19 protein-coding genes are annotated in these 13,886 nt (G+C 73.7%); 13 read left to right on the top strand and 6 right to left on the bottom strand.

The window, feature by feature from the left end:
- Positions 1 to 6: 6 nt before the first annotated feature.
- A complete protein-coding gene (locus I4I82_RS17250; protein ID WP_218590803.1) occupies positions 7 to 927 on the bottom strand; it encodes an NAD-dependent epimerase/dehydratase family protein in 921 nt (306 codons plus the stop codon).
- 255 nt (positions 928 to 1,182) lie between these two features.
- Between I4I82_RS17250 and I4I82_RS17255 the strand changes: the two genes are divergently transcribed.
- Together I4I82_RS17255 and I4I82_RS17260 are read left to right on the top strand one after the other, a co-directional pair.
- Positions 1,183 to 1,701, top strand: a complete 519-nt coding sequence (locus I4I82_RS17255) for a hypothetical protein (RefSeq protein ID WP_218590802.1) — start codon at positions 1,183 to 1,185, stop codon at positions 1,699 to 1,701.
- A 367-nt stretch (positions 1,702 to 2,068) separates the two neighbouring features.
- Complete coding sequence (locus tag I4I82_RS17260; protein WP_218590807.1) at positions 2,069 to 3,316, top strand: DUF445 domain-containing protein; 1,248 nt, start codon at positions 2,069 to 2,071, stop codon at positions 3,314 to 3,316.
- Between the two features lie 88 nt (positions 3,317 to 3,404).
- On the opposite strand, the gene crcB (I4I82_RS17265) is transcribed toward I4I82_RS17260, so the two are convergent.
- Both crcB (I4I82_RS17265) and crcB (I4I82_RS17270) read right to left on the bottom strand, forming a co-directional pair.
- The gene (crcB, locus tag I4I82_RS17265) at positions 3,405 to 3,761 is read right to left on the bottom strand and encodes a fluoride efflux transporter CrcB (RefSeq protein WP_218590801.1); all 357 of its coding nucleotides are present in this window, start codon (positions 3,759 to 3,761) and stop codon (positions 3,405 to 3,407) included.
- Positions 3,758 to 4,168 (bottom strand): fluoride efflux transporter CrcB, encoded by a 411-nt coding sequence (gene crcB, locus I4I82_RS17270; RefSeq protein WP_226370113.1) that lies wholly within the window; start codon positions 4,166 to 4,168, stop codon positions 3,758 to 3,760. The genes crcB (I4I82_RS17265) and crcB (I4I82_RS17270) overlap by 4 nt, the downstream gene beginning before the upstream one ends.
- A gap of 125 nt (positions 4,169 to 4,293) precedes the next feature.
- Here crcB (I4I82_RS17270) and I4I82_RS17275 point away from each other — a divergent pair, with 125 nt between their 5' ends.
- The 7 genes from I4I82_RS17275 to lon all read left to right on the top strand — a co-directional run bounded on the left by I4I82_RS17275 (position 4,294) and on the right by lon (position 10,202).
- On the top strand, positions 4,294 to 4,755 hold the full coding sequence (locus tag I4I82_RS17275) for a helix-turn-helix domain-containing protein (RefSeq protein ID WP_218590800.1): 462 nt from the start codon (positions 4,294 to 4,296) through the stop codon (positions 4,753 to 4,755).
- 5 nt (positions 4,756 to 4,760) lie between these two features.
- Positions 4,761 to 5,528 carry a hypothetical protein gene (locus I4I82_RS17280; RefSeq protein ID WP_218590799.1) on the top strand — a complete coding sequence of 256 codons (768 nt, stop codon included), beginning with the start codon at positions 4,761 to 4,763 and terminating at the stop codon, positions 5,526 to 5,528.
- Positions 5,529 to 5,613: 85 nt separating this feature from the next.
- Positions 5,614 to 5,928 (top strand): DUF2516 family protein, encoded by a 315-nt coding sequence (locus I4I82_RS17285; protein WP_372451412.1) that lies wholly within the window; start codon positions 5,614 to 5,616, stop codon positions 5,926 to 5,928.
- Complete coding sequence (locus I4I82_RS17290) at positions 5,925 to 6,473, top strand: YbaK/EbsC family protein (RefSeq protein WP_218590798.1); 549 nt, start codon at positions 5,925 to 5,927, stop codon at positions 6,471 to 6,473. Before I4I82_RS17285 ends, I4I82_RS17290 begins: the two co-directional genes overlap by 4 nt.
- A 224-nt stretch (positions 6,474 to 6,697) precedes the next feature.
- Positions 6,698 to 7,030: a hypothetical protein gene (locus I4I82_RS17295; protein WP_218590797.1), complete on the top strand. Its 333-nt coding sequence runs from the start codon at positions 6,698 to 6,700 to the stop codon at positions 7,028 to 7,030.
- 7 nt (positions 7,031 to 7,037) lie between these two features.
- Positions 7,038 to 7,802, top strand: a complete 765-nt coding sequence (locus I4I82_RS17300; RefSeq protein ID WP_218590796.1) for a hypothetical protein — start codon at positions 7,038 to 7,040, stop codon at positions 7,800 to 7,802.
- Positions 7,803 to 7,892: 90 nt separating this feature from the next.
- Positions 7,893 to 10,202: an endopeptidase La gene (lon, locus tag I4I82_RS17305; protein WP_218590795.1), complete on the top strand. Its 2,310-nt coding sequence runs from the start codon at positions 7,893 to 7,895 to the stop codon at positions 10,200 to 10,202.
- A 76-nt stretch (positions 10,203 to 10,278) separates the two neighbouring features.
- On the opposite strand, the gene I4I82_RS17310 is transcribed toward lon, so the two are convergent.
- Complete coding sequence (locus I4I82_RS17310) at positions 10,279 to 10,425, bottom strand: hypothetical protein (RefSeq protein ID WP_218590794.1); 147 nt, start codon at positions 10,423 to 10,425, stop codon at positions 10,279 to 10,281.
- A gap of 13 nt (positions 10,426 to 10,438) precedes the next feature.
- Between I4I82_RS17310 and I4I82_RS34465 the strand changes: the two genes are divergently transcribed.
- The 3 genes from I4I82_RS34465 to I4I82_RS17320 are packed head-to-tail and all read left to right on the top strand — an operon-like array spanning position 10,439 to position 11,464.
- A complete protein-coding gene (locus I4I82_RS34465; RefSeq protein WP_267460560.1) occupies positions 10,439 to 10,570 on the top strand; it encodes a hypothetical protein in 132 nt (43 codons plus the stop codon).
- A 59-nt stretch (positions 10,571 to 10,629) separates the two neighbouring features.
- Positions 10,630 to 11,013, top strand: coding sequence for an ArsR/SmtB family transcription factor (locus tag I4I82_RS17315; RefSeq protein ID WP_218590793.1), 384 nt, complete (start codon positions 10,630 to 10,632; stop codon positions 11,011 to 11,013).
- Positions 10,997 to 11,464 carry an SRPBCC domain-containing protein gene (locus tag I4I82_RS17320; protein WP_218590792.1) on the top strand — a complete coding sequence of 156 codons (468 nt, stop codon included), beginning with the start codon at positions 10,997 to 10,999 and terminating at the stop codon, positions 11,462 to 11,464. Before I4I82_RS17315 ends, I4I82_RS17320 begins: the two co-directional genes overlap by 17 nt.
- A gap of 31 nt (positions 11,465 to 11,495) precedes the next feature.
- Here I4I82_RS17320 and purU read toward each other — a convergent pair whose 3' ends face one another.
- Positions 11,496 to 12,389 (bottom strand): formyltetrahydrofolate deformylase, encoded by an 894-nt coding sequence (purU, locus tag I4I82_RS17325; protein ID WP_372451411.1) that lies wholly within the window; start codon positions 12,387 to 12,389, stop codon positions 11,496 to 11,498.
- Positions 12,390 to 12,391: 2 nt separating this feature from the next.
- Positions 12,392 to 12,898, bottom strand: coding sequence for a DUF2505 domain-containing protein (locus tag I4I82_RS17330; RefSeq protein WP_218590791.1), 507 nt, complete (start codon positions 12,896 to 12,898; stop codon positions 12,392 to 12,394).
- Between the two features lie 15 nt (positions 12,899 to 12,913).
- Between I4I82_RS17330 and I4I82_RS17335 the strand changes: the two genes are divergently transcribed.
- Entirely contained in the window at positions 12,914 to 13,822 is a 909-nt protein-coding gene (locus I4I82_RS17335; RefSeq protein WP_218595870.1) for a UDP-N-acetylmuramate dehydrogenase, read from the top strand.
- Positions 13,823 to 13,886: the final 64 nt, after the last annotated feature.

A 13,886-nucleotide genomic window follows, 5' to 3' on the forward strand; every position in this document is an offset into this window, starting at 1 on the left:
GCGTGGTCAGGGCGTGCCGGTCAGCGTGCCGGTCCAGGCCGCGGTGAGTGCGAGCCCCTCGTCGACGCCGCGCGGGGCGAACCCCAGCGCCCGTGCGCCCCGGTCGTCGACGTGCACCGGCGGGAAGTGCCCGTAGACCTCCGAGCGCCGCGCGAACGTCCCCGCGTCCTCGCCCAGCGCCGACCCGGGCGGCAGCACCCGCACCCGGGCCCCGCCGACGTGCGCGGCGAACGCGTGCAGCACGTGCCCGAACCTCGCCGTGCCCCCGCACAGCAGGTAGCGCCGCCCCGGCTCGCCGTGCTCGAGCGCGAGCAGGTGCCCGAGCGCCGCGTCCTCGGCGAGCACCCAGCCCACCGTCGCGTCGACGACGGCCGGGACCTCACCGCGCGCGGCCGCGAGGAACAGCCCGTTGTAGGAGTGCGGGCCCAGCGGGCTCGGCCCGAAGACGCTGACCGGGTTGACGACCATCGCCTCGATCCCCGGGGCCGCCAGGACGACCCGCTCGGCCTCGGCCTTGCTCAGCGAGTAGGCGTCGGTGAGCGCGGGCGGGCCGACCGGTTCCTCGGCGAGGAGCCCGTCGGCGTCCATGATCGCCGCGCTGCTGCTGGTGTAGACGAACCGCGGCACGCCCGCGGCCGTCGCGGCGGACAGCACGGCCCGGGTGCCGTCGACGTTGGCGCGCCGCGTCTCCTCCGCCGAGTGCCCGACCGAGCCGGCCAGGTGCAGCACGCCGGTGCAGCCCCGGGCGGCCCGCGTCAGCGCGTCGACGTCGCCCAGGTCGGCCACGGCCACCTCCACCCCGGCGGGCAGCAGGGCCCGCGCGCGGTCGGCGTCGCGGACGGCCGCCCGCACCGCCAGGCCCCGGCGCACGGCCAGCTCGACGAGCGCACTGCCCAGGTACCCGGTCGCACCGGTCACCAGCATCATGGCGCCATCGTGGCAGCCGCTGGCCGACGGCGGCCGCACGGCGACCGGCCCGCCCTCCGAACGGAGTAGCCGTCGGCCCGCCGACCTGGACCGGTCGCCCGCTGCTCCCTCGCCGCCCGTCGTCGCCCGACGGTGTCGCGCCCCGCTCGTCCCGGAGTCACGCACGGTCGCCGAACGGGGGCTCCAGGTGCGTCTCCTGCCGGTCGACGGTGGTGTTGAGTGTCACAGGAAGACGACGACGCAGGGGAGCGAGACATGTCGGGCTGGGACAGCTACCGCACGGTCCACGGTGCGGAGCTGCGCGCGGCGGCGCGGGAGTTCACGGTGCACGGATGGCCGGTGATCGAGGAGTCGCCCACGGAGCTGCGCCTGGTCACGGGCGTCACGCTCGACGTGCTGGAGGTGCCGGCGGTCATCGGCCGCGGCGTCTGCGCCCAGCTGCGGGCCGTCGACATGGTGGTCCCGGTGGCGGGCACGCCCACCGGTTCGTGGTGGTACCCGGTGACGGCGGGGGCCGTCCTGCCCGCCGACCTGCTGGCGACCGAGGGGATCGTCCTGCACACCGCGGGTGCCACGGTGCTCGCGCCGCCGTCGCAGGTGCCCGACGGCTGGGTGCACTGGCGGGTGTCGCCGGCGCTCACCGGCTACCGCGTCCCGTCCGCAGACCTGATCGTCTCCGCCGCGGCCGGCAGCGCCCGGTGGCGGTCCGACCGCGAGAGGCATCCGGGCGCCCAGCGGCCCGCCGCTGCCGTCGCAGCCGGGATGCGGTCCTAGCCGACCGCGAGCCGGACCGGCACGGTCCCGCTGCCGCGGCTCGTCGAGCCGCGCCCGGACCGCCGAGCATCCGGCGAGGTGCGGCGCCCGGAGGGGGCACTTCTCCCTCCCGGCGCAGCCGCACCCCGAACTCTGGCCGGGGCCGGTGGATCACCATCGGCCCCGGCCATGACCAGGACGCGATGGTGCCCCCCGGGGGCATGGGGGCAACACGTCCTCGGGGGGCACCGACCGGATCGCGTCCGGTCACGCAGGGGTTCGCGCGCGCGGGCACTATGGGTTCGTGCAGACCCCGCAGAACACCCGAACGGCGGCATCCGTGCCCCGTTCCCGGCCGGTGGTGGAGGTCGGGCTCGGGATCGGGTCGATGGACCCGGCCACGAAGGCCCGCGACCTCCGCAGGATGAAGTCGCTGGCCACCGGCCTGCTGCTGGTGGCGGCGCTGGTCTTCCTCGCGTCGCGCTGGTGGGAGTCGGCCGACGGCCCGACGTGGATCAGCTACGTCCGCGCCACCGCCGAGGCCGCGATGGTCGGCGCGCTGGCCGACTGGTTCGCCGTCACCGCGCTGTTCCGGCGCCCGCTCGGGCTCCCGATCCCGCACACGGCGATCATCCCGACCAAGAAGGACATGATCGGCGACAGTCTCGGCGACTTCGTCGGCGAGAACTTCCTGTCCGAGGCCGTGGTGCGCGACAAGCTCGCGCGCGTCGAGGTCTCGCAGCGCGTCGGTGCGTGGATCGGCCAGCCGGCCAACGCCGACCGCGTCACCGCCGAGCTCGCCACGGCGGCCCGCGGCGTCGTCACCGTCCTGCGCGACGAGGACGTGCAGGAGGTCATCGACCAGGTGCTCGTGCGCAAGCTGATGGAGCGCCCGGTCGGCCCGCCGCTGGGCACGGTGCTCGAGGGGATCCTGTCGGACCAGTCGCACCACCGGCTCGTCGACCTCGTCATCGACCGCGCCTACGACTGGGTGTCGCAGAACCAGGAGATGGTGCTGCGGGTGGTGCACGAGCGCGCGCCGTCGTGGTCGCCCCGGTTCGTCGACGACATGATCGCCGACCGCGTGTTCCTGGAGGTCCAGACGTTCGCGTGGGCGGTGAAGACCGACCCGCAGCACCCGCTGCGCCTGGCCGTCGACCGCTACCTCGACGAGTTCGCCGCCGACCTGCAGAGCGACCCCGAGACCATCGAGCGCGCCGAGAAGATCAAGCAGCAGATCGTCGGGCACCCCGACGTGCAGAAGTTCATCGGCGGCGCGTGGGGCGTCGTCAAGGGGCTGATCCTCGACGCCGCCGCCGACCCGTCGAGCGCGCTGCGGGTGCGCGTGCGCGACGGGCTGCTCTCGCTGGGACAGCGCCTGTCGTCCGACGACGCGCTGCGCGCCAAGCTCGACGGCTGGCTCGCCGACGCCGCCGGCTACGTCGTGCGGCACTACCGCGCCGAGATCACCACGCTGATCACCGACACCGTCTCGCGATGGGACGCCGAGGAGACCAGCCGCAAGGTCGAGCTCCAGGTCGGGCGCGACCTGCAGTTCATCCGCATCAACGGCACGGTCGTCGGCGCGCTGGCGGGTCTGGCCATCTACGCGGTGAGCCAGGTGCTGTTCGGCTGAGGGGGCGCCCCACCCCGCGGTGGGCGAACGGCACTCCCGCCCAGCCGGGCTGGGTGAGAGTGCCGTTCGCTCGGGGGATGGCGCGGGCTCAGGCCCCGAGCGCCGCACCCAGCGCCAGGCCGACGCCCGCCGCGGCCAGCCCGGCCACCACCGAGCCGACGGCGTTGAGCGCCGCCGCGGCCCGCCGCCCGTCGCGCCCGAGCACCACCGTCTCCCAGCCGAACGTCGAGTAGGTGGTGAGCGCTCCGCAGAAGCCGGTGCCCACCAGCGCCAGCACCTCCGGCGGCGCCGCGGCCCCGACCACCACGCCGAGCACGAGCGACCCGGCGACGTTGACGGCGAAGGTGCCCCACGGCGCTCCGAACCGGGCCTGCACCGCGCGGTCGACGGCGTAGCGCAGTGGTGCCCCGACCGCCGCACCGAGGACGACGAGCAGCGCGGTCACCGCGGCACCCCCGCGGCCGCGCGGGCGAGGCGGGCGCCGAGCCAGGTGGCGGCGAGCGCCGCGATCAGCGTCCCGAGCAGGTAGGCCGCGGCGACGGCGGGGCGGCCCGCGCCCAGCAGGGTGTGGACGTCGACCGCGTAGGTGGAGAACGTCGTGAACCCGCCGAGCACGCCGGTGGCCAGGAACGGGCGGGCCAGCGGGTGCGCCGTCACGACCTCGGTGAGCACCACCAGCAGCGCGCCGATGACCAGGCACCCGGCGACGTTGACGCCGAACGTGGCGAGCGGGAACGCCGCCGGTGCGGCCGGCAGGGCCAGGCCCGCACCCCAGCGCGCGAGCGCCCCGAGCGCGCCCCCGACGGCGACGGCGCCCAGTGCGGGGGCCTGGCCGGTCGGTGCAGGGGGCACGCGGGGAACGTACGCGCGTGCCGTCGTGGGTGTGGTGAGGGCCACGCCACCTGCGCAAGCAGTGTGCTTGCAACTGCTAGCAGTGGCGGGTAGCGTCGCTTGCGACAGGGACGGAGGTGAACGGGATGAGCAGTGACGACAAGCAGGATCGGTCCACCGAGCGGGTGGGCCAGGTCGTCGAGCAGGTCGGCCATGTGGTCGAGCACGCCGGTCACGCCGTCGGTCAGACCGTCGAGGGGATCGGGTCGTACATCCGGAGCCAGCGCGAGCTGGCCGATGTCTCGCTCCGACAGCTCGCGCGGACGGCCGGAGTCAGCAACCCCTACCTCAGCCAGATCGAGCGGGGCCTGCGCAAGCCGTCGGCCGAGATCCTCCAGCAGATCGCGAAGGGTCTCCGCATCTCCGCGGAGGCGCTCTACGTGAGAGCCGGGATCCTCGACGAACGCCCGGCGAGCGTCGTCACCGACGCCGTGCTCGCCGATCCGACCCTGACGGAGCGCCAGAAGCAGGTGCTCCTCGACATCTACGCCACGTTCCGCCGGGAGAACGACGCCGCCGTCGACCCCCGACCCACAGACAAGGAGTGACCACCATGGCTGTTCAGCTGCCCACTTCCACCGACGTCCGCAAGGCCCGCGCCCAGGCCGCGCAGAACGTGTCCCAGCGCGCCGAGGTCGCTCGCACCCCGCTGCTGGCCGTTCTCGGTGCCGGCGACTACGCCTACTCCACCGTGACCAAGGCCGTCGTCGACGCCCGGGCCCGCGCCGAGGAGGCCGCCAACCGCGCCGCCGAGCTGCCCCAGCGCCTCTCGCCCGAGAGCCTGCGCCAGCTGGTCGCCGACCTGCGCGCCGACGCCGAGGAGCGCTACACCGGCTTCGCCGAGCGCGGCGAGAAGACCTGGGGCCGCATCCGCAAGCAGCCGCAGGTGAAGAACGCCATCTCGACGATCGAGACCTACACCGACAAGCTCGACGCCCGCGTCGACGTGCTGGTGGACGACGCGCACGACGTCGCCGAGAAGGCGCTGTCGACCGTCACCCGCCAGACGCGCTCCACCGGTGAGAAGGCCGCCCGCGCCACCCAGGAGTTCGCCGCCGAGACCGCGGAGGCCGTGTCCGAGGTCGCCAAGGACGCCTCCGAGGTCGCGAAGGACGCCTCCGACAAGGTCGCCGACGCCGGTGACGACGCCGCCGCCGCGATCAACGAGACCGGCGACGAGGTCGCCGGCGCCACGCGTTCGGCGAGCCGCAAGGCCGCCAACCGCACGGCGCCCAAGACCACCACCCCGAAGGCCACCGCCCCCAAGGCCGCGGCCCCCAAGCCGGCCGCGCGCCGCACCAACGGGTCGGCCTCCAGCTGATCCACCGCACGTCCGCGCAGCGCCCCCGGAGCCTCCCGCTCCGGGGGCGCTGTGCTGTCCGCGGCCTCCGGGTACATTGACGGGCGTGTACGAGTTCCTCGATGTCCTGGATAACTACATCCTGTGGGGCATCGGGCTGCTCGCGATCCCCGTCGGCGGCTTCGCCTTCGTGCACGCGCTCATGCAGCGGGCCGACGCGTTCACCGCGGCCGACAGGCTCACCAAGCCCGCGTGGCTCGGCATCACCGGCGCCAGCGTCCTGATCCTCGTCGTCTTCTACGGCGGGCTGGGCAGCAGCGGCTCCCTGTTCTGGTTGGCCGCGCTCGTGGCGTCGCTGGTCTACATCGTCGACGTCCGCCCGGCCATCGTCGGCGTGCAGGGCGGCGGACCGCACTGGTGAGCCGGCCCGTCCTCGGCTCGTTGACCGCGGTGCCGGCGCTCGACCGGCCCGACCTGCTCGCCGACCCGGTCGCCCGCGCGCTCAAGGACCTGGATCCCGCCGACGCCGCCCTCGTCGGCGTCGCCGAGATCGACCCGGCGCTCGCCGACACCGCGGAGTTCTGCGCCGCCTACGGCTCCCCGCTCGACGGCTCCGCCAACTGCGTCGTCGTGGCCGGGCGCCGCGGCGAGTCCGTCCGGTACGCCGCCTGCCTGGTGCTCGCCACGACCCGCGCCGACGTCAACGGCCTGGTGCGCCGCCGCCTCGACGCCCGCAAGGCCTCCTTCGCCCCGATGGACGACGCCGTGGCGATCACGGGCATGGAGTACGGCGGCATCACCCCGGTCGGCCTGCCCGCCGACTGGCCCCTGCTCGTCGACGCGGCGGTGGCGGCCGCGCCCGCCGTCGTCATCGGGTCGGGGGTGCGGCACTCCAAGCTCGCCCTGCCCGGGGAGCTCGCCGCCCGCCTGTCCGGTGCCGAGGTCGTCGAGGGCCTCGGTCACTGAAGTCGGCGGTACCGCCGGGCGCGTTCCTCACGGTACCGGCTCGTCCTCGTACGTACAGCGGTCCCTTCCTCGACGCCAACGGGCGGGAGCGCCGTCCGCGAGGCCGGCCGGGGCACGGTCCCGAAGCCATCGCGGCAGCTCTGTCGGACTGCGCCGCACCGGCGGGTTCGGGGCTGTCGGACGCACTCGAGGCCTTCGCGGGTTACGTCGTCCTCGACGCCTGGGTGGCGAACCAGGACAGGCACGACCAGAACTGGGCAGTACTGCGCAGTACGGTGGACTCTCTGCCGCTCGTCCTGGCGTCGTCCTACGACCACGCGAGCAGCGTCGGGTTCAACCTGACCGACGACAAGCGGAGGGCGGTGCCGGAGCGTCCCGACGGTTCGTCGCACTTCGTCCGACGCGCCAGGGCGGATTGGTTCGAGCACGACCCGGACACGCCCAAGGCGCAACGTGCCACATTGGTCGACGTCGCCGAGCGGGTGCTGCGCACCGCCGGCTGGGAGACGGAGTCCCTCTGGCGTGGACGACTCGAACGGGTCGACAACGGGCGTTGATGAATCGGTGACCGAGCAGGCACCAGGTCTCGCGTCCGACCCGTCCTGGGACGCGGGGAGGTCTCAGGGGCGGCTCGTGGTGGCCTGGCAGAACCCGGAGAGTCGACGGATCGCGCCGGTCGCGCTGCTGGACCACGGGCACGACGAGTACCGCTTCCGCTACTTGCGACCAGCGCTGCTCGTTCCGGGCTTCCGTCCGTTCCTGAACTTCCCGGACTGGAGAACCGACTACCGCAGTGAACGGCTGTTCCCGCTCTTCGCACCGCGGATCATGAGCCCGCGCCGACCCGACTTCCAGGCGTTCCTCCGCCAGCTGGATCTCGCTCCGGGCGCGACCCCATGGGAGCAGCTCGCTCGTTCCGGGGGGCGGAGCAGCGGGGACACGATCCAGGTCTTCCCCGTGCCGGCGGTCGGCGCCGACGGGTCGACGACGTGCATGTTCCTGGTGCACGGCGTGCGCTACTGCAACGAGGGTCGTCTCCCGCCGCTCGTGCGTGGGCGCGAGGTGGAGCTCGTTCCCGAGCCCACCAATCCGAAGAACCCGCTCGCGGTGCAGGTCGTCGTCGACGGCACTCCCATCGGCTGGGTTCCCGACCTGCTCCTCGACTACGTCCGTGGAGTGCGCGAGGCGGGCAGCGTCCGGACGGTCGTCCAGCACGTGAACGGACCCGAAGCGCCACCGCACCTCCGAGTCCTCCTGCGCCTCGAGGGATCTCTGTCGAACGGCCGCCGTCCGATGGCCGGGTCCGACTGGGAGACCTTCAGCGGGTAGAGCCGGCTCCGCTCAAGGTTCCTGAGTTCACTCACAGCGTACTTCCTTGAACGCTGGAACATGTTCAACGCTGTAACTGTTGGACCGGACATGACAGAGACGCTGAAGCTGCCGGTGCTTCCGCTCGCCGACTCGGTGGTGCTGCCCGGCATGGTGGTTCCCGTTCGACTCGACGACTCCGAGGTCCAGGCGGCGGTCGACGCAGCGCAGAGCGTCGACCGCAAGGTCCTGGTCGTCCCCCGCCTCGACGGCAGGTACGCCGCCGTGGGCACGATCGCCGTCCTCGAGCAGGTCGGCAGGCTCCCCAGCGGGGAGCGCGCAGCCGTGGTGCGCGGCGAGGGCCGCGCGCAGATCGGGTCCGGCGTGACCGGCCCCGGTGCCGCCCTCTGGGTGGAGGCCACCCCCGTCGAGGACGGGCCCGTCACCGGGCACGCGACGGAGCTGGCGAAGGAGTACAAGGCGCTGGTCGTCGGCATCCTGCAGCAGCGGGGCGCCTGGCAGGTCATCGACTCGGTGCAGCAGATCACCGACCCCGGCCAGCTCGCCGACACTGCGGGGTGGGCCTCCTACCTCGACCTGGAGCACAAGGCCCAGCTGCTCGCCGAGACCGACGTGGTCAAGCGGCTCGAGCTGCTGGTCGAGTGGACCCGCGCGCACGTCGCCGAGCAGGAGGTCTCCGAGAAGATCTCGCACGACGTCCGCGAGGGCATGGAGAAGACCCAGCGCGAGTTCCTGCTGCGCCAGCAGCTGGCCGCGATCCGCAAGGAGCTGGGGGAGGGCGAGCCCGACGGATCGGACGACTACCGCGCCCGCGTGGAGTCCGCCGACCTGCCCGAGCACGTCCGCACGGCGGCGCTGACCGAGGTCGGCAAGCTGGAGCGCGCGTCGGACCAGAGCCCGGAGTCGGGCTGGATCCGCACGTGGCTCGACACCGTCCTCGACATCCCGTGGACCGGGTCGACCACCGACAACACGGACCTGAAGGCGGCCCGGGCCATCCTGGACGCCGACCACGCCGGCCTCGACGACGTCAAGGAGCGGCTGATCGAGTTCCTGGCCGTCCGCGCCCGTCGGGACCGCAAGGGCATGGAGAAGGTCGGCGGCCGCGGCTCCGGCGCGGTGCTGTCGCTCGTCGGCCCGCCCGGCGTCGGCAAGACCTCGCTCGGGGAGTCCGTGGCGCACGCGCTCGGGCGCAAGTTCGTCCGCGTGGCGCTGGGCGGCGTCCGCGACGAGGCCGAGATCCGGGGCCACCGGCGCACCTACGTCGGCGCGCTGCCCGGCCGGATCGTCCGCGCGATCCGCGAGGCCGGCACGATGAACCCCGTCGTGCTGCTCGACGAGATCGACAAGGTCGGCAGCGACTTCCGGGGCGACCCGACGGCCGCGCTGCTCGAGGTGCTCGACCCGGCGCAGAACCACACGTTCCGCGACCACTACCTCGAGGTCGACCTCGACCTGTCCGACGTGCTGTTCCTGGCCACCGCCAACGGCTTCGACACGATCCCCGGCCCGCTGCTCGACCGCATGGAGGTCGTGACGCTGGACGGCTACACGGAGGCGGAGAAGGTCGCCATCGCGCGCGACCACCTGCTGCCCCGGCAGATCGAGAAGGCCGGCCTCGACCCGTCCGACGTGGAGTTCACCGACGTCGCCCTGTCGATGATCGCCGCCGAGTACACCCGCGAGGCGGGCGTGCGGCAGCTGGAGCGGGGCCTGGCCAAGGCGCTGCGCAAGGTGGCCGTGCGGCTCGACGACGAGACCGTCGAGCGGCCGGTGCACATCGACGCCGACGCGCTCGTCACGTTCCTCGGACGGCCGAAGTTCACCCCCGAGTCGGCCGAGCGCACCTCGGTGCCCGGCGTCGCGACGGGGCTGGCCGTGACCGGGGCGGGCGGCGACGTCCTGTTCATCGAGGCCACGGCCATGGACGGGGACCCCGGCCTGACGCTCACCGGACAGCTCGGTGACGTCATGAAGGAGTCGGTGTCGATCGCGCTGAGCTACCTGCGGTCGAAGGGCCTGGCGGGTGACCTGGCGTCGCGCAAGCTGCACGTGCACGTGCCGGCGGGCGCGGTCCCGAAGGACGGGCCGAGCGCGGGCGTCACGATGACGACGGCGCTGGCCTCGCTCGCCAGCGGGCGGCCGGTGAAGGCGTCGGTGGGCATGACCGGTGAGGTCACGCTGCAGGGCAAGGTCCTCCCGATCGGCGGGGTCAAGCAGAAGCTGCTGGCCGCGCACCGGGCCGGGCTGACCGACGTCATCATCCCCAAGCGCAACGAGCCCGACCTGGACGACCTGCCCGAGGGCATCCGCGGCGAGCTGCGGATCCACCCGGTGGCCGACGTCGCCGAGGTCCTGGAGCTGGCCCTGGAGCCGGCCGAGGTGACCGCGGCGGCCTGATCCCCGCACTAGGCGAACGGCACTTCCACCCGATGACGTTGGGTGGAAGTGCCGTTCGCGTTCGTGGAGCGGACGATCAGGTCCCCCACCAGTCCGTGCAGACGATCGAGCTGGCGTCGTACTGGGACTCCTCCTCGACCGTGACGTACTCACTCTGCGTGCAGGCCCGCACCGAGTAGGGGTAGGAGGCGTCGGACACACCGGTGTGCGTCACGTCGGTCACGGGTGCCTCGGCCGTGGATGCGTCACTGGCCAACCCGATCGGCACCGCCGTCGGCCCTGGCGGCGAGATCTACGTCCTGGAGCTGAGCAGCAGCCGGGTGCTGCAGATCCTGAGCGACGGCACGGTGGCCGTGGTCCTCGAGTGAGGGCCGCCGTCGACGGGCAGGTGACGACCCGGACCTCCCCGTTTCCCCATGCGTAACTGATGTGTTACACATATCAGGTGCTCGTCCTCGCCGCGCTCGCCGACCCGGTCCGCCGGCAGATCGTCGAGCTCCTGGGCGCGGGGGAGAGCACGGCGGGCGCGATCGCGGAGCGGTTCCCGGTGTCGCGGCCGGCCGTCAGCCGGCACCTGCGCGTGCTGCGGGAGTCCGGTCTCGTCACCTCGCGGGTGGCGGGCCAGCACCGCGTGTACGCGCTCGACCGCGCCCCGCTCGCAGAGCTGGACCGCTGGCTCGACGGGTTCCGCCCGCTGCGCGCCGCGCCGGGCCCCGCCGGGCGCCTGGACGCCCTGGACACCGAGATGCACCGCGGCCGGCGGCAGCGCCGCGCCGCCGGAGGAGGAGACCCCGATGAGCGCACCGCGTGAGATCGTCCTGCGCAAGGAGTTCCCGGACCCCGTCGACGACGTGTGGTCGGCCGTCACCGACTCCGAGCGCCTGGGCCGCTGGTTCGGCACCTACACCGGGCGCGGTCGGGTCGGCGGCACCGTCGAGTTCACCGTCACCGGCGAGGTCGACGCGGGCGGCGAGGTGGCGCAGCCGGTCACGGTGACCATCCACGAGTGCGACGCCCCGCGCCGGCTCGTCGTCGACATCCCGGAGGACGCGAGCCGATCGTGGCGGGTGGCCGTCGACATCGAGCCGGCCGGGACCGGCGCGGTGCTCGTGTTCACCCAGGCGGCGGTCGAGGGCCTGGACGACGCCGACATCGCCGCGGGATGGCGCTGGTACCTCGACCGGCTCGAGGCGTCGATGCACGGCACCGAGATGCCGCAGTGGCAGGACTACGTGCCGTCCTCGGAGGGCGCGTCCTCCTAGCGGAACAGCCCTGCCGGCGAAGACGCCCCGGCTACCGGAACACCACGGTCCGGTTGCCGTGCACGAGCACCCGGTCCTCCAGGTGCCAGCGCAGCCCGCGGGAGAGCACGAGGCGCTCGATGTCGCGGCCGCGGCGGACCATGTCGGCCGCCGTGTCGCCGTGGTCGACCCGGATGACGTCCTGCTCCACGATCGGCCCGGCGTCGAGGTCGGCCGTGACGTAGTGGCAGGTGGCCCCGATCAGCTTGACGCCCCGCGCGTACGCCTGGTGGTAGGGCTTCGCGCCCGCGAACGAGGGCAGGAAGCTGTGGTGGATGTTGAGCGCGCGCCCGGCCCACCGCTCGCACAGGTGGGCGGGCAGGACCTGCATGAAGCGGGCCAGCACGACGGCGTCGGGCTCGTGGGAGTCGACGATCTCCCGCACCCGCTCGAACGACTCGACCTTGCCCGCCTCGCGACGCGGGTCGCCCGCGGCCGGGAACGGCACGTGGTGGAACGGCACGCCGTGCGCGCGCACGATGTCGCCGAGCCCATCGTGGTTGCCGACCACGGCCTCCAGGCTCACCGGCAGCTCGCCGCTCGACGCGCGGCCGAGCAGGTCGTGCAGGCAGTGCGTCTCCTTGCTGACGAGCACCACCGCCCGCTTGGGCACGGCGGTGTCGCTGACGGTCCAGCGCGACTGCGGGCCGATCGCGGCCGCCACCGCGGCGAAGCGCTCGCGCAGCTCGTCGGCGTCGAAGGGCAGGGAGTCGGCGCGCACGACCTGGCGGGTGAAGAACCAGCCGGTACTCGGGTCGGAGTGGTAGCCCGCCTCGACGATCCACCCGCCGGCGTCGGCGAGGAACGTGGAGATCCGGGCGACGACGCCGGTGGTGTCGGGGCAGCTCAGCGTGATGACGTAACGGTGCTCCGTGCTCGGTTCCACCGTCAGTGGTGCTTCCCGTCGAGCCACTCGAGCGTGAACGCCGTCTCCGCGGCCAGCAGCTGCTGCACCTGGTCGGCGATCACGGCCTCGATCTTCCCGCCGAGGAACGGCACCTTCACGGTGACGTCGGCGCGCACGAGCAGCTCGCTGCCGGATCCGGTGTCGCGCAGCTCCAACGTGCCGACGGCCGACGCGGGCGTGCCGGGGATCTGCACGTCGACGTCACCGCGGTGGCGCCCGGGCGCCTCGCGGCGCAGCGACTCGGTGCGCTGGACGACGAGGTTGCCGCTGACCAGCGAGCTGACGATGGAGGGCAGCGCGGCCTCGTCGACGCCGTGGCGGATCGTGTACCGCCCGCTGCCCTCGTGCACCTCGTGCGCCAGGAGCTTGGCCCCCGGGCCGCCGAGCTGCACCAGGCGGGCGCGCAGGTACTCCTCGTCGAGCATCACCGCGGCGACGTCGTCGGCACCGTGCGGCGACGACGACCGGTAGTCGATCTGACGTGACATGCACGGAGGCTACCGTTGGCACCCGTGTCCACCACCGAACTGGCGTCGCTCACGACGCTGCGCCTGGGCGGCCCGGCCCGTCGGCTCGTCGAGGCCACCACCGCCGATGCGGTCGTCGACGCGGTGCGCGCCGCCGACGCCGCGGGAGAGCCGCTGCTCGTGCTCGGCGGCGGCTCGAACGTCGTCGTCGACGACGCCGTCGAGCAGGGGCTGGGCGGGCTGGAGTGCCTGTCGGGCATCCCCGGCCGCACCGGGGCCACGCCGGTGCAGAACGTCGGCGCGTACGGCGTCGAGATCGCGGACCTGCTCGTCGACGTCGACCTCTACGACCGGCGCACCGGCACCGTCCGCGAGCACGTCCCCGCCGCCGACCTGGGCCTGGGCTACCGCACCAGCACGCTCAAGGGCCGCGACGACGCCGTGGTGCTGCGGGTGCGGTTCGCACTGCCCGGGGACGGGTCCAGCGCGCCCGTCCGGTACCCCGAGCTCGCGCGGGCGCTCGGCGTCGAGCCGGGGGAGCGGGTGCCCGCGGCCGCGGCCCGCGAGGCCGTGCTCGCGCTGCGCCGCGGCAAGGGGATGGTGCTCGACGACGAGGACCGCGACACGTGGAGCGCGGGCTCGTTCTTCACCAACCCGATCGTCGACGCCGCGCAGGCGCCCGAGGGGGCGCCGCGGTGGCCCGCCGGGGAGCAGGTCAAGCTGCCCGCCGCCTGGCTGATCCAGCACGCGGGTTTCGCCCGCGGGCACGCCGGCCCGGGCGGGCGCGTCGCGCTGTCGGGCAAGCACGTGCTGGCGCTCACCCACCGGGGTGGTGGTAGCGCCGAGGACCTCCTCGTGCTCGCCCGTGAGGTGCGCGACGTCGTGCGCGCCACCTTCGGGGTCGACCTCGTGCCGGAGCCCGTCCTCGTCGGTTGCCGGCTGTGACCTCGCGCGCGCGGGGCAACTCGAACGGAACCCGCACGTCCCTGACTCGGGGGAGGTGGGGACG

This window comes from Pseudonocardia oceani (assembly GCF_019263585.2).
GTDB classification, from domain to species: Bacteria; Actinomycetota; Actinomycetes; order Mycobacteriales; family Pseudonocardiaceae; genus Pseudonocardia; species Pseudonocardia oceani.